This is a genomic window from Candidatus Methanoplasma termitum (assembly GCF_000800805.1).
Lineage (GTDB): Archaea > Thermoplasmatota > Thermoplasmata > Methanomassiliicoccales > Methanomethylophilaceae > Methanoplasma > Methanoplasma termitum.
Genome location: NZ_CP010070.1, coordinates 773,487 through 799,639 on the forward strand (window position 1 = coordinate 773,487; position 26,153 = coordinate 799,639).

Annotated in this window: 19 protein-coding genes and 1 tRNA gene; 7 read left to right on the forward strand and 13 right to left on the reverse strand. The window is 45.1% G+C overall.

Annotated elements, in window-relative coordinates; all coding sequences use genetic code 11:
• Nucleotides 1–22: 22 nt before the first annotated feature.
• The 3 genes from Mpt1_RS03640 to truD are packed head-to-tail and all read left to right on the forward strand — an operon-like array spanning nucleotide 23 to nucleotide 3,377.
• Nucleotides 23–1,774 carry an ATP-dependent DNA ligase gene (locus tag Mpt1_RS03640; protein ID WP_048112270.1) on the forward strand — a complete coding sequence of 584 codons (1,752 nt, stop codon included), beginning with the start codon at nucleotides 23–25 and terminating at the stop codon, nucleotides 1,772–1,774.
• Nucleotides 1,775–1,815: 41 nt separating this feature from the next.
• Entirely contained in the window at nucleotides 1,816–2,070 is a 255-nt protein-coding gene (locus Mpt1_RS03645; RefSeq protein ID WP_048112272.1) for an RpoL/Rpb11 RNA polymerase subunit family protein, read from the forward strand.
• The gene (truD, locus tag Mpt1_RS03650; protein ID WP_048112278.1) at nucleotides 2,067–3,377 is read left to right on the forward strand and encodes a tRNA pseudouridine(13) synthase TruD; all 1,311 of its coding nucleotides are present in this window, start codon (nucleotides 2,067–2,069) and stop codon (nucleotides 3,375–3,377) included. Before Mpt1_RS03645 ends, truD begins: the two co-directional genes overlap by 4 nt.
• Here truD and Mpt1_RS03655 read toward each other — a convergent pair whose 3' ends face one another.
• Nucleotides 3,378–6,308: a tetratricopeptide repeat protein gene (locus Mpt1_RS03655; protein ID WP_048112280.1), complete on the reverse strand. Its 2,931-nt coding sequence runs from the start codon at nucleotides 6,306–6,308 to the stop codon at nucleotides 3,378–3,380. It abuts the gene before it with no gap.
• A 115-nt stretch (nucleotides 6,309–6,423) separates the two neighbouring features.
• Here Mpt1_RS03655 and Mpt1_RS03660 point away from each other — a divergent pair.
• Nucleotides 6,424–6,496 (forward strand) — tRNA-Gly (locus Mpt1_RS03660).
• Between the two features lie 72 nt (nucleotides 6,497–6,568).
• Here the strand turns inward: Mpt1_RS03660 and Mpt1_RS03665 are convergent.
• Nucleotides 6,569–7,753, reverse strand: a complete 1,185-nt coding sequence (locus Mpt1_RS03665; protein ID WP_048112282.1) for an ATP-binding protein — start codon at nucleotides 7,751–7,753, stop codon at nucleotides 6,569–6,571.
• Between the two features lie 570 nt (nucleotides 7,754–8,323).
• Between Mpt1_RS03665 and Mpt1_RS03670 the strand changes: the two genes are divergently transcribed.
• Complete coding sequence (locus tag Mpt1_RS03670) at nucleotides 8,324–8,833, forward strand: hypothetical protein (RefSeq protein WP_048112284.1); 510 nt, start codon at nucleotides 8,324–8,326, stop codon at nucleotides 8,831–8,833.
• A gap of 321 nt (nucleotides 8,834–9,154) precedes the next feature.
• Here Mpt1_RS03670 and Mpt1_RS03675 read toward each other — a convergent pair whose 3' ends face one another.
• The 8 genes from Mpt1_RS03675 to Mpt1_RS03715 all read right to left on the reverse strand — a co-directional run bounded on the left by Mpt1_RS03675 (nucleotide 9,155) and on the right by Mpt1_RS03715 (nucleotide 20,129).
• Complete coding sequence (locus Mpt1_RS03675) at nucleotides 9,155–10,060, reverse strand: hypothetical protein (protein ID WP_148305819.1); 906 nt, start codon at nucleotides 10,058–10,060, stop codon at nucleotides 9,155–9,157.
• A gap of 185 nt (nucleotides 10,061–10,245) precedes the next feature.
• Complete coding sequence (locus Mpt1_RS03680) at nucleotides 10,246–13,557, reverse strand: DEAD/DEAH box helicase family protein (RefSeq protein ID WP_048112289.1); 3,312 nt, start codon at nucleotides 13,555–13,557, stop codon at nucleotides 10,246–10,248.
• Nucleotides 13,558–13,630: 73 nt separating this feature from the next.
• A complete protein-coding gene (locus Mpt1_RS07290; RefSeq protein WP_052399278.1) occupies nucleotides 13,631–14,731 on the reverse strand; it encodes a restriction endonuclease subunit S in 1,101 nt (366 codons plus the stop codon).
• On the reverse strand, nucleotides 14,724–16,202 hold the full coding sequence (locus tag Mpt1_RS03695; protein ID WP_048112290.1) for a class I SAM-dependent DNA methyltransferase: 1,479 nt from the start codon (nucleotides 16,200–16,202) through the stop codon (nucleotides 14,724–14,726). Before Mpt1_RS03695 ends, Mpt1_RS07290 begins: the two co-directional genes overlap by 8 nt.
• Before the next feature lie 23 nt (nucleotides 16,203–16,225).
• Nucleotides 16,226–16,999: a hypothetical protein gene (locus Mpt1_RS03700; RefSeq protein ID WP_148305820.1), complete on the reverse strand. Its 774-nt coding sequence runs from the start codon at nucleotides 16,997–16,999 to the stop codon at nucleotides 16,226–16,228.
• 21 nt (nucleotides 17,000–17,020) lie between these two features.
• Nucleotides 17,021–17,473, reverse strand: a complete 453-nt coding sequence (locus Mpt1_RS03705; RefSeq protein WP_048112292.1) for a hypothetical protein — start codon at nucleotides 17,471–17,473, stop codon at nucleotides 17,021–17,023.
• A gap of 419 nt (nucleotides 17,474–17,892) precedes the next feature.
• Complete coding sequence (locus Mpt1_RS03710; protein ID WP_048112294.1) at nucleotides 17,893–19,554, reverse strand: AMP-binding protein; 1,662 nt, start codon at nucleotides 19,552–19,554, stop codon at nucleotides 17,893–17,895.
• Nucleotides 19,551–20,129, reverse strand: coding sequence for a helix-turn-helix domain-containing protein (locus Mpt1_RS03715; RefSeq protein ID WP_048112296.1), 579 nt, complete (start codon nucleotides 20,127–20,129; stop codon nucleotides 19,551–19,553). The genes Mpt1_RS03710 and Mpt1_RS03715 overlap by 4 nt, the downstream gene beginning before the upstream one ends.
• Before the next feature lie 159 nt (nucleotides 20,130–20,288).
• On the opposite strand from Mpt1_RS03715, the gene pheA reads away from it, so the two are divergent.
• Nucleotides 20,289–21,140 carry a prephenate dehydratase gene (pheA, locus tag Mpt1_RS03720; protein ID WP_048112298.1) on the forward strand — a complete coding sequence of 284 codons (852 nt, stop codon included), beginning with the start codon at nucleotides 20,289–20,291 and terminating at the stop codon, nucleotides 21,138–21,140.
• Nucleotides 21,141–21,147: 7 nt separating this feature from the next.
• Here the strand turns inward: pheA and Mpt1_RS03725 are convergent, their stop codons facing one another.
• The gene (locus Mpt1_RS03725) at nucleotides 21,148–22,020 is read right to left on the reverse strand and encodes an SPL family radical SAM protein (RefSeq protein WP_048113793.1); all 873 of its coding nucleotides are present in this window, start codon (nucleotides 22,018–22,020) and stop codon (nucleotides 21,148–21,150) included.
• A gap of 534 nt (nucleotides 22,021–22,554) precedes the next feature.
• Between Mpt1_RS03725 and Mpt1_RS03730 the strand changes: the two genes are divergently transcribed.
• The gene (locus Mpt1_RS03730; RefSeq protein ID WP_048112300.1) at nucleotides 22,555–23,433 is read left to right on the forward strand and encodes a DUF368 domain-containing protein; all 879 of its coding nucleotides are present in this window, start codon (nucleotides 22,555–22,557) and stop codon (nucleotides 23,431–23,433) included.
• A 176-nt stretch (nucleotides 23,434–23,609) separates the two neighbouring features.
• Here the strand turns inward: Mpt1_RS03730 and Mpt1_RS03735 are convergent, their stop codons facing one another.
• Both Mpt1_RS03735 and Mpt1_RS03740 read right to left on the reverse strand, forming a co-directional pair.
• A complete protein-coding gene (locus tag Mpt1_RS03735; protein ID WP_048112302.1) occupies nucleotides 23,610–25,301 on the reverse strand; it encodes a DUF5591 domain-containing protein in 1,692 nt (563 codons plus the stop codon).
• 79 nt (nucleotides 25,302–25,380) lie between these two features.
• Complete coding sequence (locus tag Mpt1_RS03740) at nucleotides 25,381–25,779, reverse strand: hypothetical protein (protein ID WP_158386749.1); 399 nt, start codon at nucleotides 25,777–25,779, stop codon at nucleotides 25,381–25,383.
• Nucleotides 25,780–26,153 lie beyond the last annotated feature (374 nt).

The window sequence follows — 26,153 nt, forward strand, 5'->3', positions numbered from 1 at the left end:
GGCCTAAGATATAGGTGGGCATATGCTGTATTCCGATATCGCAGATGTGTTCGACAGATTAGAGGGGACGAGCAGCCGCCTCGAGATGACGTCCATCTTCTCGGATTTCTTCAAAGGACTTGACCCCGGTTCGTTAAGGAAGATAGTTTATCTTTCACAGGGAAGACTCCACCCTGATTTCTATAACGCGGAATTGGGGATGGCGGATAAGCTTGTTCTGCGGGCGATATCATTCACGGCCGGCGTTTCCGAAAGTAAGATGGATGAACTCTGGAAGAAGGAGGGGGACCCCGGGAAGATCGCAGAGACCCTGATGAAGAACAGAAAACAAGCATCGCTGTTCTCCGAGCCTCTTACCCTTGAAAAAGTTCTCAAGAACCTCACTATGATCGAAAGCGCAGAAGGAAGAGATTCTCAAGATAAGAAAATGAAGTTGTTGTCTAACCTTCTGATGGATTCCAATCCCGTCGAAGCAAGGTATCTGTGCCGCATCGTCACCGGAAGGATGAGGATAGGTGCCGGGTCGATGACCATACTTGATGCCTTGGCTGAGGCTTTCGGTACAAAAGAGGACCGACCGGATATAGAGAGGGGATTCAACATCACATGCGACCTGGGCTTTGTGGCAGAGACGCTGGCTATAGGCGGCGTTGAGGCCGTCAAAAAAATGAAGGTCACGGTCGGCAATCCGATAAAGGTCATGCTGGCCGAACGTCTGCCTTCCATCTCTCTCATCATGGACCGCATGGGCGGAAGGTGCGCAATGGAGTTCAAATATGATGGGATAAGGGTGCAGGCGCATATAGATAGGGATTCCGTGAAGTTATATTCCAGACGTTTAGAGGATATGACCTCGAACTTCCCCGATATCGCGGCGGAGCTCAGAAAACAATGCAGAGCGGAAAGAGCGATCATCGAGGGAGAATGCGTTGCGATAGACAAAGACGGGAACATGCTTCCCTTCCAGAATGTTACGCACCGCAGAAAGAAGCACGGAATGGATCAGGCTGTTGAGGATTACCCGGTGAAGATATTCATGTTCGATATTCTGTCTGTTGACGATGAGGATATGACCCTCCGGCCTCTCGGTGAGAGAAGATCGAAATTGAACGAAACATTCGGCCTTTCCGACATGATACAACTGACCACAATGGAAGTGGTGAACAGCCCGGAAGAGGGCGAGGATTTCTTCAACCGTGCGCTGGGAAAGAAGTGCGAGGGGATAATGGCAAAGTCATTGTCCCAGGAGTCTGTTTACAGGGCCGGTTCGAGAGGTTTCCTTTGGATAAAATACAAGAAGGATTACGAAGAGGCACTCACAGATTCGTTCGATCTCGTTGTGGTGGGAGCATTCCACGGAAGAGGGAAAAGAGCCGGCAAATACGGTGCTCTGTTGATGGCGGCATTTGACGATGAATCCGGAAAATACTGCACCGTCTGCAAACTCGGGACCGGTTTTGATGATGCATTCCTTGCGGGTATGCCGGATATGCTTGACGAGTACCTCAGCGAAACTCACCCGAGTACGGTCGATGCCGAAATGATACCCGATGTGTGGTTCCTCCCCACGGTCATATTGGAAGTGGTGGCTGCGGAGATCAGTTTGAGCCCGATACACACGGCAGCAAAAAGTATCATGAAGGACAATGCGGGTCTTGGTCTGAGATTCCCTCGTTTTACCGGACGCGTAAGGGAAGACAAAGGGCCTGAAGAGTGCACTACCGTAAACGAGATAATCAGCATGTTCGAGATGCAGGCTCAGAACAAAGCATGATCTTTACGAAAGCTTTATTATTTGCACTCTAATCATAGCGCATGGATGCCTATACCGTCGAAAAAACCGGCAAATCGATAACCCTCGGATTCAAAGGATATGACCCGACCGTGCTCGAACCCCTTATGAAGACCCTGAACGATGACAAGAATGTTGCAATCGTAAGATACATCAACGAGCATCCGGAATTGACCGACGCCATGCTTTATGTAGAGGTCCACAAAGGAAAACCCGAAGATGCGATCAAAAAAGCATCCAAGAACGTGTCGGCCTACTTCTCAACGGTAAAGCAATGAGCTTGGGATACAAGGAATGCCGCACCGCAGAAGCGGATGTAGGCATGTCGTTCTATCTCAGCGGCGCCGATGGTACCGGCGGACGTCTGAAAAAAGAACCTGAAGATTTTATCGTATCAGAGATATTCGATAAACCGGAAGTTGTTCAGAACGGCAGATTCGTTATCGCCGAAGTGACCACAAGGAATTGGGAGACAAACCGTCTTGTAAGGCTGCTGTCCAAGAATTTAGGTATTTCCCGTGAAAGAGTGGGGTTTGCGGGCACAAAGGATAAAAGGGCCGTCACAACGCAGCTGATGTCCTTCGAATGCCCTGCCGATCTTATGAACCGGATCGAACTCAAAGATGTCGAGATCAGGAATCTGTACACAGCGAGGAGGGGGATACAGATCGGCGACCTTAAGGGGAATATTTTCAGCATCAGGGTGAGAGAGTGCAACATGCAGAAGGATGACATCCCGGAGACGATAGAGTCTGTTTCCTCAGCGATAAAAAAGGTCGGGGGATTCCCGAATTACTTCGGAGTACAAAGGTTCGGAGTGGTAAGACCGATCACACATAAAGTGGGAGAATACATCATCAGGGGGGACCTGGAAGGTGCGGTCAGATGCTATGTCTCCGATCCCGCGATGTTCGAGAGCGAAGACTCCGCAAATGTGAGAAAAATGCTGGCGGAGGATGACAACTGGTCTGAAGCCGTGAAAGAAATGCCCGATTCCCTATCTTTCGAGAAGATATTGGTGGAACACATTATCTCTTCCCCCGGCGACTGGAAAGGAGCCATCGAAATGCTTCCCAGGAACTTGCAGATGATGTTCGTTCACGCTTATCAGTCATATCTTTTCAATAAAATGCTGAGCGAACGCATGAGAAGGGGCATCCCTCTCGACTCACCGATATTGGGGGACGTCATCATACCATTGGATGCGAACAGGATACCGCAGCACGAGAATCCCATTGTGACGACGTCAAGCAACATAGATCTCGTGTCCAGACAGATAAGGTCAAAAAGAGCATTCGTTACCATTTCCCTTTACGGTTCAGACAGCGTCATCTCCGACGGAGAGATGGGCGATATCGAGAATTCCATAATAAAAGCGGAAAGAATATCTGCAAAGGATTTCATTGTGCCGGGCCTTAGTCACTGCAGCTCAAAGGGAAGCCGCAGAGAGGTCCTGTGTCCCGTTTCCGACCTGTCCCACAGGATCTTGGACGAGGGATACGAAATGAATTTCTCCCTCCCGAAGGGGAACTATGCCACCTGCCTAATGAGAGAGTTCATGAAATCCGAAATGGAAAAATATTGATCAGATCTTGCCTTTGATCATCTTCGCCTGATAGATCCCGATCTTTTGCTTCTGCATTATTTCCTCTATCTTTGTTCCCTTGGGAGTGGATTCCGCTAGCTTTTTCATTTCTGCGGATAACATTTCCGTTGATTTCTTTGATGTCAACACTTTGTAAATGTATGCGACTAACAGTTTTGCTTCGTCAGCATCCCTCGCACCTCCCGCAACGAATGCGCATGGTATGGATATGATCGGGTCTTCTTCCAGCCCGGCGCAATTACCTTTCGTTATTGCGTTAAAAGATAACTTTTCCATCCTTTCGAACTCGGGCGTACCGGGAGTTATACTCCCATATTCCGACATATCGGACAGGTACCCCAACACTGCATAGGCAGTATCATCGTCAAGACCCAGCGGAGAGATCAGATCAGGATCGCTCAGGGGGAGTTTAGTAATGTACGCGCGCCTGAGAACTCTTTCCGCCTGTCTTTTTATAATTTCCTGAACTTTTTGTTTCTGTACATTTTGAACAGGGGGTTTGGATTGCACAACCGTGTCTTTGGGCACTTCTATCTCGGAATAAAGTCTGTTAGCCGCATTCAGATCGCCTGCCTCGGCATATGCTGCGGCAAGATCTTTCTTTACGATAGAATTGTCGGGCTGTATCGAAAGGATACGTTTGCATACTGCGATGACCGCTTTGTTGTCGCCCGTTGAAATAAGATGTTCTTTTTTCGCTATCAGAATGGGGATCGAGTTTTGATCCCTTTGAAGTGCGGCGTCGATCATTTTGACGGCTTCGTCGCCTTTTCCGCGAGCGATGAGTATCCTTGCGGCCGCGATGATGCCCTCATCATTATTCGGGTCCAGTTCGGTCATCCTCATCGCAGCCTCTTCCGCTTTGTCAAAATCGTTGAATGCCGTTGCGATGTCGCATTGGATCCTGAACACATCGATGTTATCGGGTTCGGTGATGGCCGCCATGTTCATGAAGTACATAGCTTCCTCGTATCTTCCCATCTCCGCGAATATCATTCCCTTTTTCACAAGCGCATATATGTCGGCGGGTCTAAGCTCGATGACCCTGTTCAGTGCGTCGACGGCACCGGAAAGATCGTTCTTCTTTTCAAGTACCGAGGAACGCGATATCCAGTATTCGGGTTCGTTCATATTCAGGAGTATCGCTCTGTTGTACGCCTCCTCGGAATTCTTGAGGTCGCCCATGGCCTCGTCGGCCATCCCTTTAGAGTGCCAGATGACCGGATCCTTCGGATCCACATCCAAAGCGGATGCGAACGAAGCGGATGCCGATCTATAATTGCCCGTCGCATATTCGGCGTTCCCTTTCAGCCGTCTGACCAGGGGATAATTTCCGTAATCCCTCTGCTTATCGCCGAACATCTGCACGACCTCGGCGTATCTGCTTTCGTTCATCAACGAGAAAAGGATGTTGATGAAATTCTCTACCCTTTTATCGGTCGCCAGGATATCCATGTATTCGGCATACGTCACTTTGCGGTCCGAAGCGATATCGGCTTTTGAGGTCGTGTTCTTTGTCTCGGCGCCGCCGGGACCTGTCTTAAAGATCCTGCGGCCGGGTTTTGCCGCGTCCTCGCTGCGTTTGCCCGAGCGGGAGATGTCGTTCATCAGAAGGATGACCTCCTTGTTTCCGGGATCGATCGATCCTGCTCTCTCCAGCTCGGCAACTGCCTTATCGGATTTACCTGTTTTCAGCAGTATCTTTGCCTTTTGGACCCTCATATCGGCATTTTCGGGGTTCCTGTCGACCCCGTAAGAAATGGTTTTGAGTGCGGAGTTGAAATTCCCCGTCTGGAACTGAGATTCCGATTTTATTATAAGTGCATCCGGATCGTCGGGGTAAGATGTCATTATGTCATCTGCGATCGCTCCGGCATCTGCATAGAAAGCATTTGACAGCATCATCCTCGCCCCGAAGATGTGTGCCTCCCGATCTGCGCTCTCGCTGTCCAGGTACTCTTTCACAAATTGCGAGGCCTCTGTTCTCCTGTCCATTGCGGAATATGTTTGGATAAGCCCCCTCATAACAGCGGGAGAAGCGGGATCGAGAGCGTCCGCATCTCTGTAAAGCGACAATGCCTTCTCGTAGTTCTCCCCAAAATAGAATGCATTTGCTGTTTCACAGATTATGTATACGCAGTTTGAACTCTTCTCCAAAAGAGAAGAGTACATCATCTGTGCGGAATGCCAGTCTCCTTCGTCCATTGACATCCTTGCCGAAGCCAGGACATACTCCGAATTCTTTTTCGAATATTCTTCGGAGTCTATCATGGCCTTTGTCGCACCGTCCCTGTTCCCGGTGTACCACTCTTTGTATATCTCGTAAAGTTTCTGCACCGGGCTGCTTCCCGTGTTATCTCCGAACGGGATCTGCTTGCCTCCCCTGACCAACAATTCGATGTTCTGTCTGTACATCCATCCTTCCGCAGGTTCTATCCTTTGGATGAGGTCATAGAACATCGGATATGTGGGGTCGCTGCATCTTGCCGCTATCAATTCTTTCCTTGCCTTGGCGGTGTCACCGGCATCCATTGCGATCCTCGCTCTTACACAGCTGAGCATCGGTGTGTTCTGAGCGTGTTTTACAAGACCTATCATCTCCTCGGATTTATCCGGCCTTCCGAGATCGGCATAGATCAGCGCCGCCGTCAGTGCGGGGACGCTGTCGTTGGGTCTGCTTTTTGATACCAGTTGCGAGATGAGCGCATCCAGGTTGCTGCTTTGTGTCTCATGCAGCTTTCTTATAAGGAGAGATAATATCGCAGAGCTTGTCGGCCCCTCTCGTTTTGTGACGACGCCTGCCAACTGAACATAATGATCGCTTTTTCTTGATGCAATGTCTTTTCCGGAAGTGAGCTTCCTCCACAGATCGACTTCGGATCCATCCCTGAAGACAGGCTCGTGCACCATGTACCAGTATCCCCGCCAGAATAGATAAATGTGATTCTTTCTGCCGAAAAAACCTATTTTTTTCTTACACCAGCATTACTGTTATATATCAATTACAAAATAGGGGAACTTCACTGCAACTGTAATCTAGTTGGTTAGGATTCAAGCCTTCCAAGCTTGTCACCCGGGTTCGAATCCCGGCGGTTGCACTCATGCTCTCATAGCAAGATGCTCGGACATGTGCGACCTGCGTGTTCAACCCTCCGTATATCGCCTTTCGATCACTGATCGTTTCCCCATTCGGTCTGTCTTTTGATGAAATCGTCCATCAATGGGACAGTGAATGCGACAGTCCCCTGCTTCGGTGCATAGATCAGACCCTTCTTTATTAATTCCGAACGTCTGCTGCTCAGTGCGGTAGTGGGCATCTGTAATGATTCCGATATTTGTTTTGTTGATATCTCCTTGGTGCCGGCTGATGCCATCGCCCAAAGATACTCTTTCTGTGCATTTGTTGTTCGATCCCATCTTGCGACAAAGAATCCGGCATCGAGGTGCTCACGCACGAGAGGTTCTGCTTTTTCGACCGCTCCGCGATCTATCGGCGATCTTTCTGCCGCAAGCCAGCATTCAGACCCGTATTCTTGAAGGAAGTATGGATAGCCTACAGATAATTCGATCACTCTCATTGCGGCCTTCTTCTGCCATTCGACCCCGTTCTGTTTTGCGGGTTCCGTCAGAGCGAGATATGCGTCTGATTCGGAAAGAGGTTCCAATCGATGAAAATTATAGAGTCTTTCGGAATAACTCTTTGCTTTTGAAAGAAGCCCCGGAAGAGTGGGTAATCCGGCAAGACTCAAGACAAAGCACCACCCGTCCTGAGAGGCGCGATGCGCCAACTCGCTGACTGCCGCCAGATCGCTTTCCGACAGATCCTGCGCCTCATCTATCAAAAGAGACACCCCCGTATTTTTCTCGGCACATGCGTCGGACAGATCCTTGAACAGTCTCTGTATATCTCCTGTCGTATTTCCTGTGTCCGCCGCAGATCCCTGTACTCCGCTGAGATCTATTCCGAAGGAGAACAATCCGGGCAGCCCTATACCTGCGCGGAAGGACGTGACGGTCTTCAGGGCCTTCAGCAATTTCTTCCCGGGACTTGGCGAGATTATTTCCGTGAGTCTTTCTTCAAGTTCGGAACTGACAAGCTCACGCAGGCTTTTCGTTAAATTCGCTTCGATCCTGATGGAAAGCCATCCTTTTTCTATAGCCGATTCGTGTAGTTTCCCCAACAAGACCGTTTTTCCTATACCTCTGAGTCCGTAAAGAACAAGAGGTCTGGAATCGAGTCCTTTTTCTATGCGTTCGAGTTCGGCCTGCCATGTTTCGATCTGAACATCACGGCCAACCAAGGCCACGGGCTTTCTGCCGGCACCGGGCGAATACGGATTGTCTTTCCTGAGCATATGCTTATCTCCGTTTATATCGATTTATATGATATTATTTGATGTTATAAGATGTAATCAGATAATACCTTATAAATCTTTATAAAAGTTAAATGTGAGCTTTCACGCACCTCATCCTGAGCAGATGCCTTTTCTTTCGGCGGATCTGAACGGGCCTATGTTGCGCAAATGGATAGATACCGATCAAGAACGGGTTCGAATCCCTGCGGCTGCGCTCTCATGCTCTGCTCCGTGTATGCTGTTTTTTTGCTGGCCCACATTTTCCATAGGAATAAATGACAGTTTTCACACATTTTCCATAGGAATAATGTGTACAGACTAAGTCACGGAGCAAGGTCTCTCTTCAAAAATTGTCAACTGGGGTTCGAATCACGGCGGTTGAACTCACTTCTCTTCAACCTCCTTTTGTTTTTTTCATAGTTGAACAGATGGACCCTCTTCATTCCGTCATGTTCTGTATGTCATATATTGCAATAAATGATATTCTAATTGATCCCAAATTCACGATGTTGAATGGGGGGCTCAATAAACAAAATTGATAAATAACTCATAGTTTCTTTCAATTTCCATATGAACCATGATAAGGTTCTGATGAAGCTCACTTGTGCAGATGATGTTGTGCAGGACGTAAGGCCGCAACGACCGGACCGCTTCAAATTGGAATGGGTTGATGATTCGGTGAAGAAAATCCTCTTTAAAAGAGAAAGGTTAAACATCGTGTTCAAAAAGGAATATGCCCCCGATGTTCCGTTTATGGATCTGGTTGGGAAGAACAGCGATACTTTTAAAGCATGGGTCAAGCACGATTGTCCAATTGAGATCACAAGAACAAAGAATGGTTGCGATATTGACTTTTTCTCTTCGGACGGAATAATATTTCAGCTTGATGATTTCGTAAAGGAATTTAATAACCTGATAAACATAACCCGCCCGGAAACTACTTTCTATATTTCTTCAATAAATGGGGAACCGTATTCGAATAGCCGGGCTACAATGGAACGTAAAATGGCCGGACACATAGACGAAGATGATGAGGACCTTATGGAAGCGGATAAGAGGATCTTGGCAATACTCAAATAAACATCAGCTCAGGCAGCGGAGCTACTGTCAAAGTCAGGTTGACAGAAAAAGAGAACCTCGCCCTGCGTGAATACTGGTCAAAAATTAGTAATGAATTATTTTTAGAAACTGTTGCTTTGCTCGAAGAAGGAATAGGGCATTACATAGTTGGCCTGGATTCAACTTTTGGAAAGAAACAGAGAAACATAGAGCCCTGGCGAATCTTCATTTTTGAACCATTCTCTTTCGGAACGCACACATCGTGCTTTCTACACAATAGATTCAGGAAAAACCCCCATTCTGCTAACCATTAATGATGTAAGTCCAACGCTGCATATTTCATTATTTTTGAAATAAAAATTTCAAATCTGGAGGAATGGGGTCATCCTTCCCAATAATGCCCTTCTCACAACATCGATCTGGTACAACTCCAACGATCTCCCTAAAGTTTTTACTCCCCGTTTGACCATTGCATATTTTTTCCTTAAAAGAGAACCAATCAAACCCAGAATATTCTTCAAAATAGCACACAATTTTATTGTTTAAGTCATATTTTAGAAGATAATTTGCCACACGAAGAAATACAACATCAAATCTTTTTTCTCTTTGTGCCTGATCTCTGTTGAAGTTTTCCATGAGGGCATAAATATTTTTTTCACGCAAGACCGTGTATCGTCCAGAAAATAGACATAAATGATTCTCTGAACGAGTCGTATATGGGAGTTCATTAAGCTTTTCTAATTTTTCATGAAATTGTATGTAAGCGTCATTGAAAGCTTTGAAAGGATTGTCGCACCCTCTGTCCCTGCCACTTTTTGTGCCAACTGGGATTGAAGTATTAATTGCATTCTTTCCTTCATTTGACAACCAATCATATTGAATTGTTACGGGGCCGGTTTCTCGAAGTGTAACTATAGACCTGTTTTGTACGTAATAATGGAATAATTTACCATCATATTCACCACCAACATATCTTAGTGTGATATAGCCTTCATATTCAAAGGACAACTCTGCAATTTCTTTTAAAGTCATTTTATACAAGTCGATGTTATAGAATTGAAAACTATCAGATGGCATTGCTTTTGTGATCTCTAATCCAATTCTTCCATTTACCCAGTCTGGGCGTTCATGCTTGATAAAATCTAGGGGATATGTGGAATCGAGACTGCAAATATCAAATAACGCTGCAACCTCGAAGCGTTCCTTTTCTTTCCTTGGATCCAACATATTATTTGAATCGCGTACCATGAATGAATAATGTCCTTAGACGTTTAATAATTATGGTTAATTAACCTTCAAGAGGTCATAGTTTAAAAAATGAACGAACTTTTGTTCCAAAATGTTCGATTATTCATCCAAAATACATGAATGCAGAAATAACATTTCAATCTGCTCCAATCTCGTTTGCAAGAGCAAAAAAGATTTGCAACTAATCATGCCAAAACTGCATTCCTATTGATCTCTTCGATCGTTGCCCGTATTTCTTTTAAGACTAAAGAATCCATTGTGAAAATCTCACTTACTCTACCCATATCTGTAAAGGGACTCCTCGTCAATACAGAATTATCTTTCATCATACCGTTTTTACAGATGTAGTTTATTATCTGCTTTACAAAATGTCTTTGACGTTCGTTCAAATTAACATCATTTAGAAATTTTGAAAACGCTTCGTTCGCTGCTTGAAGGCTTAGCCCAACAATTGAACGGACTAACTCCCCAAGTGGCATGCCATACTGTGTTTCGTATTGTTCTTTAGTTCCAAGGTTTTTCCAGAGAATGCCTTCTAGTGCCTCCATATCAGCTGAAGTCAAAGGCATATTGTCCTTGAGTTTCTTGATGACAGGTATGTCCTGATGCTGTTTGATATAATGCTCAATCTTTTTCTTATAATTGGCAAGATCCTCACTATCTAGCTCCGACGCATTCCAAGTCTCAGACATTATATCATCAGTAAAGTTCGTGTCATATCGAACACGCTCTCTATCCGGTATGTATTTGATAAGGTCTCGAAGCTTGAGCCTTATTTCTTCATAATCGGTTATCCCCGCTCTTTCGAGATAATCATTGTGTAATATTTGCTCAATTATTTCTCTTTGAGCAATAATATCTGGCACAGTAGCGTAATGTGATAATTCAAGTGTTTTTTTGTATAGATCATTCTTTGCTCTCTGACCTGACCTTCCTGCAATTATTGCGTGCTCTATTTGATACAGCAACATGTCAAACCGTTGTGCGGAAACGTCCTCATTACTTGGAGGAATTAGTGGTGCGATGTGCTCTGCTATTTCCAATGTATCCCCATATGTTAGAATATCGAAATCACAGTTGTCCTGATATCTATCAATAACGCTCCAATGAAGCTTAACAGCAAAACTATCTCGATTCAGTGAGTCAATTTGTGATAATAAGCTCGCTACTAGTTCATTACGATAATTCTTGAGTTCGTCTGTTTGGAAAACAAGGTCTTGTAAACGATATATAATTTCAACTTTGGTGTTGAATAACTTCTCTTGTAATGTGGCTGTTGTTCCCACTTCTCTGCCTCTTGCATCTGTCCTGAAAAATGCAAAATTCTCGCAGAAATCAAAAATATAAAAACAGTCCTTGTCCTGACCATCAATCAGCTCCGGACAAAGCCTTGTTCCTCGACCTATCATCTGCCAGAATTTTGCGCGACTGAACACTTTTTTGAAGAAAACTAAATTGAGAATCTCTGGTATATCTATGCCTGTATCGAGCATATCAACCGATACAGCAATCTGAGGGTATTTTTTCGAGTCGGAAAAATCTTCGATGAGCTTCTCCACATAGTTAACTTGATTATCAATAACACGACAATAATGTTGTGGAAGTTCTGGAAATTCTTTGCCCCACACTTCAACAATCTCTTCTGCATGATTGTGGTTCTTAGCAAAAATTATAGTCTTACCAATTTTTGTACCATAGTCCACGCGTTGTCCCTTATCCATCAAATAGTGAAGTACTTGTTTGATCGTATCGTAGTTGAAAAGTTTTACATTTAATTCCTCAGAGTTAATTAACTCCGGCATATTACCATCCTCATCAGAAAAAGTTTCCTCATATTCTTCTTTTTCATCATCTGGCAGATCATCATAAACAATGCCGGTTTTCAGTAGTTTTAGTTCTGTTTCAATGGACAAATAATCTACTAACTTTCTGTCCTTTACTGCTTGTGACAACTCGTAACCATATGTTGGAACGCCAATCTCAAGATCGAATATCTCATAAGTGTTCTTGTCGATATCGTCTTTCGGTGTGGCGGTCATTCCAACAAGTAACGCATCGAAATAGGTGAAGATGTCTTTATACCTTCTATAAATGCTTCTGTGTGCTTCATCCACAATAATTAGATCGAAGTGCCCCGGCGTGTATAGGCGATTTCCTTTCTCATCATAAGTGTTGTCAATGCAATTTATCATCGTTTGATAAGTGGAGAGTATTACGCGATTGGAAGCTCCTTCTTTATTTTTCGTTAAGTTACACAGGGAAAGATTCGGAGCGTGGTCGTTGAATGCTTTGAATGCCTGTATTACAAGAGCTGATCGATCGGCCAGGAACAATACATTCTTTATCCAGCCATTGCGAATTAGTACATCTACCAGAGAAATGATAGTACGCGTTTTACCGCTCCCGGTTGCCATTACAAGTAACGCTTTACGGCGATTGCGATTGAGAGCCTCACATACCGAGAGAATTGCTTCTTTTTGATAGTATCTGTTAGTAATTTCATCATTGATTTTTATGTCTCTTAGTGGTTTTCGATTCTCCATTTTGTTAAATTCTTTCAGAAGATCCCGCTTGGAAAAAATCCCCGATACTGGTCGTTCTGGATAATGTCTATCATCCCAGAAACGTGTTTCATAACCATTTGTTAAAAAAATCATTGGGCGGCGCCCGAATTTCTTCTCAAGAAAATTGGCATATAATACTGCCTGTTGACGACCGATTGCGACGTCTCTGCTTGTGCGTTTGGCCTCGATTACTGCAAGAGGCGACCCATCATCGCCAAACAACACATAATCTGCAAAACCGCATCCAGACTTGTTTGGCATCTCATCAATTGGGTACCCTACAGACCAACCTTGCCACCCTGCATCGTTTAACATTGTGTCAATATATACTTCACGTGTTTGATCCTCAGAGTACTCTGAGGGTTTTACCTCATATCCATTTTTAAGTCGGCTGATTCGTTTATCCGAAAACCTTTCGCGTTTGTTCCTGTTTTCTTCAAGCAACGCTTTAAAGTCAATAGAAGAATCGACAAGTGATTGTATCGACATTGTTGAGTCATTTTTATTTTCACTAGTCAATTGAGACCTATCAAAATCCGTTCCTTTACAATCTATGCCATAGCAGAAACATATGAAATTCAGGAAACTGTGCAAACCCTCTAACGACAATATTGCTTTATCTATAGTTATGCTCTTTGATCCATGAATCGCAATGTCACCAAGCTTTCGAATATAGTCAATTTTCGAGAACAACTCTTTGGGCAGAATTTCTCGGAAGCACTCATTTCCAATCAGAGCGGTTAAATGATCGCTGTAAGGCTCAGGAAGGGACTTATCAGCACTATACATCCATTTAAGCGCATCTTCCAATGCTTTGCGGCATGATGCAGCGCAGTGCGCAGGACTTATGGCTAATGCTTTCTCAGCCTGCATAGCCGAATCTGCAAATGAAATAAATTGTGAATCCTTTGCAAGAAAATCGAAATTAGTCACGATTGTTCGTCCGCCTCATTGTGTATTACATCTCTTCGTTAAAGTATTTCTCCATTCAATACACGGCTTACATTCAAAATTTTGATTTATCGACTTGTTTGACAAAGTCTGCGAAGCGGTATTGGAGATCAAGCGGGGGCATGAAAACGTCTAAATTTGCAATCGTTCCAGCGTTCAAGTTCATCATTGTCGTACCAACAGCTTTATTTTCCAAAACTTGCCGCATTGCTTCTGATGATATTAAATGTTGGAGCATTACCGATAGATAATCGTGTTCAATTCTGATGAACATACTGCCTGTACCGCATAAATACTTGCCATTATCAACAACTGCACATCTACCGATCTCACCCCTGCGTCCGAGAACAACATCGCCAATTTGCATAGCGTAAGCTGATAAGGAGTCATATTTTTCGAGGGGTAATGTTAGCTTCATGTCTGGCACTATTTCGCCATCGATTATATGTGAAGGATTCACCAATGGAATACCATTTTCGACATAATCCTCTGCATGAAGCAGACTTCCAAACGGCCCGATTCTAACCATCGCAAAGCCTTTTATTGGCTTTGTTGGCCATCCTTTACCATTCGTCACCGGGTCACCGAACATCTCGATAAATTGCGATTTGACGAGCAGCTCTAGTTTCTCAATCTGCACTCTACGTTTTTCAATAAGCATGCTAGTGTAGTCTAGTACATCGATAATTTTTTCTTGATCAGACAAAGATGGCAGGGAAATATCCATATTGATAAATCCTCTGGAAATTCCTCCTATTGTTGCTCCCCTATAATCTTTCATTATTTGCCTCTGCCCTCTATCTGAAAAAAAGAAATAGAACAGATATTTAGGAAGCAGTTGAGGTTTTGTGCGAATTAAGAAAATATGTTCATTTATTGCAGCTTCTGAGAACGGAAAGCTTGAATCTACAAAACTAACCTTTCCTGTCGTCGCTCCATCTTTTACTATAAGTATATCGTTGGGCCTTATTCTGCCTTTTTTCATATTTTTATAATGCTCTTCGGAAACGAACTTCAATTTTTCTGGAGATAATATGAATCCTCCATTACTGTTAAGATGTTCGCCGCCTATACTTGGGATGCCACTGTCTACCGCACCGCCTTTTTCACGACTACCTGATTCGAGTGCCAGTATGTTGTCTTTAAGTTTATCCATCTATGCGCTTCTCCAGTTCCAGTAGCCCATTGATCAGTTCATTTTCTATTTCTTTTATCTCAGATATTATTACGCGTGGATGGGGATAGTTTTTTTCTACATAGACGCTTTGTTTATAATGGCTGAAAGATAGACTATATTTTTTCTCAACGATTTCAGCCTTTGGTACCAAAAAGCTCTGTTCCGTGCGCTCGCGACTATTTTCCTCAGCGAGATTTTTGAACCGTAATGTTATGTCTGCTATGTCACTTTTTTCCAAAGGTGTGCGTTTGTCATCTAGACTATATCCATCTGATTGCATATCATAAAACCATACTTTGTCGGTGCCTCCTGCGCCCGTTTTAGTAAAGATTATTATTGCTGTAGAAACGCCTGCATACGGTTTGAAAACACCAGCAGGCATAGAAATTATGGCTTCTAGCCGATGATTCTCAACGATTTCTTTACGTATGTTTAAGTAAGCTTTGTCATTGCTGTTACTCGATACGCCACTTGGGACAATTGAGGCGCAGCGACCGCCATTTTTCAACATACGAACGAATAAAGCCAAAAAAAGCAACTCAGTCTTTTTTGTCTTGACAATCTTTGTCAGTGTGGGCGAGACGATATCATTATCCAAACTCCCCTTGAATGGAGGATTTGTGAGTATCTTCGTGTAGACACTATTATCTTCATTCTGATCGGAAAGGCTATCTTTGTACACAATGCGCGGATTCTGAATGCCATGGGTCATCATATTCATGGATCCGATACGAAGCATTGTTCGATCCATATCATAGCCTGTAAACATGACATTATTATAGTGTTTCATTATTTTTTCATCGTAAAATATCTCTTCTAAATACTTCTCTTTGAGGTACTCACCAGAAGCAACCAAAAACCCGCTCGTACCACATGCCGGATCACAAATTAAATCGCCTGGACGCAAATCGAGTAACTCCACCATCATACGAATGATGTGGCGCGGAGTCCTAAACTGCCCATTTGTACCTGCTGTTGTAAGTTTAGATAGCATATATTCATACACATCGCCCCGTATGTCTTTATTATCGGGTTGCCTTTCAATTAAACAATAAACCTCATCTAGCGCTGTTACAATCTTCTCCAACAGCTGGGGTGTGGGGATTTTAAAAATAGCATCGCCCATATATTTTGAATACGTGCTTTCCCCATCCATGTGTAGTATCTTTATGAATGGGAAAACTTCTCCGATTACTATTTGGTACATTTCTTCTGCGGATTTGTCTCGCAAAGATGACCATTTAAGATGATTTTTCTGAGCGAAAATACTTTCATATTGCAAATCAAGCATCCTACTATCCTTTTTTCTATCGTTATCCATCTTGTCTAAATCGTGAATAAACATCAGATATGTTATCTGCTCAATGACATCAAGCGGGTTTGTTAATCCGCCTGTCCAGAACATCTCCCAAAGTTTATCCACTTTATTTTTTAGCTCACCTGTAATCATCTCTTTTTCCCCATTAGTTACATTCAGAACAGTTTATCTTCAATTATTTTTAAATTTTTATTAACCCAGAACATATCTGGATCGTGCTTTATCGCCCTTACTCTTATTTGAAAATCTGGATCTTCTGGAGAATGACAGTTAAAAAGGATTAACCCTAAACCAAAGTGCATACATAGTGTGTCTAGCCTTGAGACGTCTTCTTCTCGCGAGTCGTTTGGTACAACAATATATGCTTTGTGGGAAAAGATACTGTATGCACAGGCTTGCCCGAACGCCGTGATAAGTCCATTGGAGTCTGTTTTTATTTCTGCAACCACTATCTCCGTTGGGAATTTGATGACGGCACTTTCCCTGGATTTCCGTACTCCGATAACATCGGGCGTTCCCCATTTATCCTGAAAGATATTTCCCCCCAGAGGAATGGCTTTCGTACATTCTTCGAGATCTTCTGTGAGATACTCTGCAAAGGGTTTGTAGAATGATTCTTCGTCTATTTTTTTAATAGTGTTTTTTATTCCTTGCTGAGTTTCTTGACCATCTGTGTCTTCTTTGAATTTTGTTAGGCGGAACAATCCTCGGTCGGGTTTATAGACTTCATCGGGTAAGTCGTCGGGCAATTTTCGTATTAAGTGTCCTACTGTGTTTTGACTCAGCGAGCTGTCTTTTTCTAAAATTTCTCTACGCAGCTCTGAATATCTTACGCCCTCTTGATGTTCAGCTAAAATTTCAAGTGCAATTATTTGGACTTTCTCTTTAATCGTCGTATTCGCTGCCATAAATTTTCTTCTCCAGTTCATATTAAGCATCATAGTTTCTGTTTAAAATTTGTTGTATCGTGCGTTTCTTTGATACGTTTGTTGATCTTTATCGGCGACCCTCTTTTTCTGCATTATTGGTATTAGTGGGAGAACATTTGTCCTCCCGTTTGTTCTGATCACCTTGTCCCCTATGCAGATTATTTTTGGAACAGGCCTAATTTCGCAGGTGTCACAGTCTTTCTCACATTTCTCAGGATTACACTGTGCAGCGTTCTGTAACATTATCCCCATCATTGAGATCAATACATCACCGAATACATCTCTCAATGTTTCCGGCATTTCTTCCTCCGAGAATTCTTCAGTTTCTTCTTTGCCTTCCGAATTAATGAAGAAATCTCCTGCCACTGTTTCCTGATTGAAGTGAGAGTACATCTTCGGACCAACGTACAAGTTGCTCTCGGAGAAGGACATGCTTGAGGTCTTCTGTTCCTCGTCATTGTCGCCGATGTTCATCTGTCCAAAGTGTGTTCATATCTTCATCCCCATGTATGTTTCTACATTTGTTGCCATATTTCTCTAGCTCCTTTAGATGTTTATTAAGAAGTTTCTAAGGACGATTTCTCAGTTTTTGCCTCAACTACCAGAGTTTACATGCCGGTCGAAGGGTCAGAATTTCCTCTAAACAAGGTCACTGAAACGCTCAAAAGACCGGGGTGAAACCAGTTGATTTCGAACTATCGTGAAAAGCGCAGAATTGACCCATTACTTAGATATGCTGGCTAAGGGGGATGTGAAACCCGGCGGTTGCACTCACGATCATTTCTATTTGTAACAATAGGGTTTAGTGATGCCATTTGACCGCCATTTAGGCACCACGGATCGAGTATCCCTACGGTTACACTCACTGCCGACTCTGTTTCACTGAACCGCAGTTACTCCTTACTTGGTTCCGATTGACGCTCGGCCGACCACTTTCTGATCTCCGCACGTTTGATCTTCCCGCTGATCGTTTTCGGAAGTTCGTCAACGAACTCTACCGCTCTGGGGTATTTGTACGGCGCAGTCTCCTTCTTGACGAAGTCCTGTATCTCTTTAACAAGAGCATCTGATTTCGCATATCCGTCCTTAAGGACTATGGTGGCCTTGACAAGCTGCCCCCGTATCTCGTCCGGTACTCCGGTAACGGCGCATTCTTTGACCGCCGGGTGTAGAACTATCACAGACTCGATCTCGAACGGCCCTATGCGGTATCCCGAGGATTTGATTATGTCGTCGTTCCTTCCGACGTACCAATAGTGCCCGTCCTCATCCTTCCAGGCGAGGTCCCCCGTGTGATGGTACCCATTGTAGATGGTGGCATTCGTTTTTTTCTCATCACGATAATATCCCAGATAGATTCCGGGAACACCCACGCGAACGGCGATCTCTCCGGTCTCGCCGGGAGCGCATGACTTTCCCTCCGGATCTAAAAGATCGACATCATACAGCGGCGATGGTTTGCCCATTGAACCGGGGCGGGGCGTCATCTTGGTCGTGTTGCACACGACAAGTGTGGCCTCCGTCTGTCCGAAGCCTTCCGCTATCATCACTCCGGTAGCCTTATACCAATTCTCGATCAGATCCGGATTCAAAGCCTCTCCGGCCGTCGAAGCGTGTTTTATCGCCGACAGATCATATTTCTCAAGACCCTCCTGAATAAAGAATCTGTACATGGTCGGCGGACAGCAAAGGCTGGTGATGCCGAATTCGGATATCTTCGAAAGCATATCGGAAGCAATGAATTTCGGATAATCGTATGCGAACGCGGCGGCTTCCATTATCCACTGACCATATATCTTCCCCCATGATGCCTTGACCCATCCCGTCTCGGCGATGGTATAATGCACGCCGTCTGGAATGACGTTATGCCAATGTTTCGCGGTCATTATGTGTCCCAGCGGATACGTATGGTCGTGCAGGACCATCTTCGGATACCCCGTTGTTCCTGATGAAAAGTATATCAGGAGATGGTCGGTGGCCTTCGTAGGGATGCGTTTAAGCTTATCCGATGACGATTCGACCCCCGCATCCAGGTCCAGCCACCCTTGCCTCTTGCCGCCTGCCATGGCCTTGACCCTGACATCCGGACATTTCTTTTCTATACCCTCAAAGGCATCGGTGACCTTTCCGTATGATGTGCATATCACAGCCACAGCGGAAGAAAGCTTGGCGCGGTACTCGGCATCGTGCTGCGTGAGCATGGAGGTCACAGGGATCATCACCGCCCCGATCTTATGCAACGCGACTGTGACGAACCAGTATTGGTAGTCTTCCTTCAGAGCAACGATGACCGGGTCCCCCTTCTTTATACCCAGAGAGATGAGATAATTGGCGGTCTTGTTCGAATACCGCATCATATCTCCGAACGTGAAAGTCCTGCCCTCGCCCTTCTCGCTGCACCAGACAAGCGCCCGTCTGTTTGGGTCGTTCTTCCCGATGTCATCGACGATATCATAACCGAAGTTGAAATTGTCAGGATAATGAATGCGCATCTTCGACAGTATGCCGTTCTGGTCGTATTCTTCGTCGACGTAGCGTAGGTTTATGTTCCTCATGGGTGTCCGATCTCCTTTATTATCATGGCGATGAACCGGCACCCTTCTTTACTGACCGCGATCATCCCGTGCCCCTTCCCGGAATCGTAAAAGACGGCGTCTCCGGGCCCCAGCACCTCTGTGTGCTTCTCGTAGCAGAATTTCATACTCCCTTCTAAAACATAATCGAATTCCTGACCGTCGTGCATCGACAGAGGCACCGGCCTGTTCTGGGAATCCTTGTCGAACGGAGCGAAAACCAGGAACGGTTCAAAGAACTTGTGCCTGAAGTTCGGGGCCAAAAGGTTATACTTGAAGCCCTCGCGCCTTTCTATCGGAAGTCCGTCACCTTTGCGGACAACTGTGTACCCTTTGAGCTTCGGGGTCTCCCCTGTCAGGAGTTCCGCCATCTCCACGCCGAGTTTCTCTGCGCATTTATGAAGGAAAGTGAATGAGAAATCCTTTTTTCCGGATTCCGTCTCGATATATTCGGCTACAGATATTCCTGCGGCGGCCGCCATTTCTTCCTGAGAATATCTCTCAATCTCTCTGAGCGAGCGTATCCTTTCGGCTATCGCTGCGATTTTCGGGTCCATGTCGCTGAGTATGCAATATCAATAAAAAAAGGAAGGGGGTCCGATGCCTCCTCGGACACGGCTGTTTTTTGAAGGTCTTCTGTAGATAATTAAAATAACATTGGGTAGATACACATTCGATCCGATAATTCAGTACGGATCGATAAATGGAGTGAAACGATGAAAGTGGCCTACCTCGGACCGGAAGGAACATTCACAGAACAGGCGGCGAAAAGTTTCATTGGGTCGCTGGATAAGAAGGGTCTTTCGCTTTCCCCCCTCGCCTCCATCGAAGATGTCTTCCATGCGGTCGAGACCGGAAGCGCACTTTACGGCGTTGTCCCCGTAGAGAACTCCATAGAAGGGGCGGTCAACACCACCGTGGACACTTTGATCTTCGATTCCGACCTTTTCATTGAAAAACAGTTGGACCTCCCGATCACCCAGAATCTGATGGTGGGGAAGAACAATACCGATTGTAAGATAACAAAGATCATTTCACATCCGCAGGCACTGGCACAATCAAGAAAATTCATCAACAAGCATTATCCTGATGCTGTGATCGAAGCTACCGGTTCGACCTCGGAGGCCGCGAAGATCGCGGCTAACTACACCTCCAAGAATAAAGAAACGATCGCGGCAATAGGCCCAAAAAGTTCAGCCGAGCTCTACGATCTCAAAATAATTCACGAGGGGATCCAAGAGAACAAGAGCAACACCACTCAATTCATCCTTTTGACAAAAAAAGACACATCGATGCCGAAGGTCGGGTGCAGCACCCTCATCGTGTTCTCGACGGAGGACAAACCGGGCGAGCTTTACAAGATACTCGACATATTTGCCATATGGGACCTCAACATGACGAAGATCATGTCCCGTCCTACGAAGAACAGACGCGGAGAATATGTGTTCTTCATCGAGCTTTCCGGGTATGATGACGCTTCGGACGTGGCAGATGCGCTTACGATGGTAAAGCGGAAGACCAGTTTTTTCAAAAATCTCGGTTCTTATCAGATGATCAATAACCTCTGAATATTCGTCAGAACTGATCGAACAGTGATGATTGTTTACTTTTAGGTTCGAATTGCTTAAGATATCCGAAAACATCGTCTGTTTTGTAAAGGATATTATGTTCTTTGCAGACCTTTGTGAAAATGCTCATCAGCCTAGGGTTGTCGGGGCTGTTGCACGAGTATGACTCTCCGTATGTATCGATGTATCTCTCCTTCATGCCGGGAAAGAGCTTGTCGAGATTTTGGTAAAAGTATTCTCTATCCCCCTCCCTCAGAGTCACGCCGAATCCAAAGCACAATATTCCTTTGACATCCGCCTCGATGCAGTAGTCGAGCAATCCTCTAAGGTTCTCTTCCGTGTCGTTTATGAATGGCAGGATCGGACAGAGCCAGACGACCGTCGGTATCCCCTCCTCTTTCATTCTCATCAGTACCCTGAACCTCTCATATGTTGTGGATACGTTCGGTTCTATCTTTTTACAAAGCTCCTCGTCGTACGTTGTCAAAGTGACCTGTATCACACATCTGGCCTTTTTGTTGATCGCTTTCAAGAGATCCAGATCCCTTAAAACGCGTGATGACTTCGTTATGATGGAGACCCCGAACCCGTTCCTTTCGATGACGGAGAGGCACTGTCCTGTCATCTGCAGTTCCTCTTCTAACGGTATGTAGGGATCGCACATTGCTCCCGTACCGACCATACATTTGCTTCTTTTCCTTTTTAGCTGATCTTCCAGGATCTGCGGCGCATTACGTTTTACTTCTATATCCTCAAAATCATGTTCCATCCTGTAGCACTTGCTGCGGCTGTCGCAATAGATGCAGCCGTGGGTGCAGCCCCGGTAGATATTCATCCCATTGTTGGGGGACAGTATGGTCTTATAGTCGGCGTAATGCATTTCCATCGGCCCTTCTTTGCAGTTAATGAATGTGGTCCATCCTTATTGCGTTCGGTGATTTGTAACGGATGTACGTGCGCTGTACTTAAATATCTGGATTCGTCCGATCACTACCAAATGGGGTATTTCTACTGCTGGCTATTTTATCTGAAACACATCACGAAAAGTGCCAGTGGATAGGGAGCCGGAAGTGCCGGCTCTCTAAGGCGTGGAACACCCGGACCATCGGGGTTGGTAGGTGATAATATCGCTAACGAAGCCTGGTGTATCCGGGTAAGGATATGCTTCGGTCCCTTGGTGTTCGAGATTATTCTCGAACCACCGTAAAGCAGAAGCGGGTGTGATCCCATCTCATATATCCGGCCCCTCTTATGAGGAGTCGTTAGCCATATCACCGCTATTGACAAGATTTCACAGCAACAAAAACCTATGCTATGGTTTTTTTCGTACGGGCGCATATGCGCCTGGTGAAAACCCGCTGAGCGAAGTGATCCGTCCCCTTAGTGATTAATATACCCTTGTCCATCCCGAGTCATGGATTCCCCGCTGGTAACGGTAAAAAGATTTTTCATCGGAGTTTTGCTGGGGATCATTTCAGCCATACCCGGGATAAGCGGCGTTATCATCGCCGTTACGCTGGGAGTCTACGAACGTCTGGTAGAGGACCTCGCACATCTCAGGCACAAGATCGTGGAGGATTTCTGGTTCCTTTTGACGTTAGGTCTCGGCGTTGTTGTCGGCGTGGTCATAATTTCCTATGTCCTGACAGATGTTCTGGACAAATACATGATACCGGCGATGATGCTGTTCTTCGGAATGATCTTAGGCCAGCTTCCGCAGCTGTGGAAGTTCACCCTGCCGGAGGTCAGATCGTCAAGTAAAGACTATGCCGCATTGGTCGTCGGAGTGGTGTTGATGGTCCTCCTGCTCTTGCTGCGCATCAATGTCGGATCCGTGGAGTACGATCAGGCCACGCACAGCCTCCAGTGGATATTGCTTATGGTCATCATAGGCATAATCTATGCAGTTTCGCACATCGCCCCGGGGATAAGCGGTTCCACCCTGCTTTTAGCATTCGGTCTGCTGGTCCTTCCGTTAGAGGTGATCAAACATCATGAACTCGTTTTCCTTTTGCCTCTTGTGATCGGTGTGATCGTCGGTCTCATCGGTTTTGCGAAGGTCGTCCACTATTTACTGAACAAATACAGGAAGCCCGCATACATGATGATATTCGGTTTTGCCATAGGTTCGATCTTCATTGTGTTGTGGGAGACATATGAGTCATACAACGGCTCCGACAACGGGATGATGAATCTTGCCATCGGGGTTGTGACATTCATCATAGGAATTATTGTAAGCTTGTGGCTCTCCAAAGTGAGCGGCAAGACCTATGAAGAGAATGCCGTTAGGTGAAAAAGAAAAAAAGGATAACGGGGGGATGGAATGGGATATTTCCCCGTTTCCTGTGAAGCCCTTGTACTTCTTGGGGATGCACTTCGGTCTTCAATATCATCATTGACTGCAGGGTATATAAAGTTCCCAGGGGGAGGTCCCCGAAAGTACCCGAAAGTACCGAAAGTACAAACCGGTCATTTTTTCTTGTGTCTGACCTTGACCGCGATGCCTCTTTTGAGTTCGGTCATCTCTCTTCCCGACATCAATGCCACGCCTACCGCAACGACCTCGCCGTTGAGCATGATGACGGCTTCGTCGCCTATCCTCATGTTCGGATCGGCCTTCACAACTCCGATCGCAAAAAGGTTGCCTTTCATCTCAAAGTCGGTCATCTCCACGATGTTCTTCCCTATCTCGGCGACGATCTCGGCACCCTCGATGGTCAATGAGAGCATGCCCCTTTCGGCCGTGAACATCCCGAGCTGGATCTTCTCTTTGCTGCTTGGAACATCTCTGAGTATCTTCCAATAGGGGAACTTACCGATCGCATAGCTTCCGCCGCTCATGAGTGCGTCTGCAACATCCTGTCCGAACTGGAAATTAAGTATCGACCTAACTGCCTCGTTCCGTTCAACAAGATATCCAACGGGCTCCATGCCTTTTGCCGCCTTTCTCAGAGCATCATCCAGATTCTTCAGCGATGCGGGGGTGGTGGGGTCTCCGACGACCGTTTCCTCCATATCCGCCAACCCTCTGATCAGTTCGGTGGTCTCGCCGAGATGAGAAACGATCTTGTCATAGCCCTGTGATATGATATCCGCTACCATGGACCTTATCATCTCTTTCTCCTGACATTTCCACTCTCCGGTAACAGGTATGTCGTAAGAGTTCGCAGGGTAGACGAAATCCAATTCTCTCGGGACTATCCCAAGCGGAGATGTCACTATCACCTCATGTACCAGCGTGTCATGCTGTGCGGTGTGTATCGCCGATGCGAACGCTTTGTGTGATTTTGATATGTGATACGGCTTCTTCGCTGAGCACGGTAGCAGGAGCAATATGCGCTTGTGTTCCGGCTTCTTGTATCTTTCGGATATCTTTTCACGATATATCTTCAGGTCCGGTCTCCTTAGCGCCTGTGTGGTGTTGCAGGCGAACCTTGTTCCGACCGTTGAACAGCACTCTTCCTGGTACCTGTAACCGACATCGTCGAATATCCTGAGTGTTGCGACGGACAAAGGGGATGATGCTGACCTTTGATCGACCAATTCCCTCAGCCTTCCCGCTTCTGTGAATACTTTGATCACATCGCATTCTTTCTTCAGATCTGCGATGTTCTCCTCAGAGACATCCTTGTTTGCGCATACTTCCCCTTCCGGGATCAAACGGATTTTTTTTGAGCCGGCGACCTTTGCAAAGGAATCGTTGAACACATCCACTCCCATGTACGTCAGCAACGCTATTGTGGAAGGTTCTGCTATGCCGAACATACAAAGGAGTCTGTTATATCCTATCTTTTCTCTTATCTTGATAACAGAGTCGATGAGTTTCCTCGGATCGTTTCTGAGCTCGAATGCATTTGGAATCACAACAACATCGGAATCGTCTGGTACATCGTGTTCATTGTTAAACGGAAGCCTGATAACGCATACGCCGTCCTTGCAGAAAGGGGCTGTGTCCATCCTTGAAGATGCCGAAGTAAGAAGTTTTTGATCGATGGGGATCTCCGAACCGAATAGGTGGAACACCCTGCCTTCGGGCAATGTCGAGATTCGGACATCTGTTTCATCTGAGCTGCTTACGATGAACGGCGTCTTTATGGAAAGTTCTCCTCTGGAATACTCGCATGTCCTTCCTCTTTGAGACCTCCCTATGACGCTAAGCATACTTCCGCGAAACATCCTGGATTAATTAACATTCCCATCCTGTGTTTACTATGCAGGTTTTTGAACTGATCGGTAATCTTCACTTTAGCCTTAGTAGGACCCTGACAATAAAAAGTATGACCGCCAGAACAACAACAAAAACAATGAAATAATACTTGAATTTTTTCGATTCGGTCTTGAAAGCTTGATAATTTGGGTTTGATTCCATTTCACCAGCTATGCAAACATTTGATCTGGGAAGTCTGGTTTTCAATTGAGATATGAACTCGTCCTTTTTTATGGGAGTTATGCAAACACTTTCAACTTTTCCTTCGACATCCGCGAATGTAATCCAGACTTGTTTTGTTTTCGACACGAACGGACTGTAATTAAGAACACCGACCGATGAATCAAATATTTCATCGACACCTTTTATTGACGAGTAATCGATATTAAGATTTTTTAAGTATCGTCCAACCACAAGCACATTTTCTTTCATTGTGTATTTTTTCCTGATAAAAAATAACATGAATGGAAGCAATATCGCACATATGCACACTGCATAAATAATGAATAGCAACAAATCGATATTTGAGGCGAGAATAACAATAAAAATGAACACTGAAAGAACCATCAGCATAAAGGTCTGAGTACTTCGCTTTGGCCAGAATATGATATCTTCTCGCACTTTTTTGTATCACAGTAAGCCATAAAAAAGGTTTCGGAACCTGACCAAACCCCTTCTTTTTGGGATTTTCCGTTGACGCCAAGCATACTTCCGCGAAACATCTTGAATTAATTAATATTCCCTTTTGTTTTTTCTTTCGAAACTATTCCTTCCATAACGGAATTACAGGCACATTTAGGCTACTA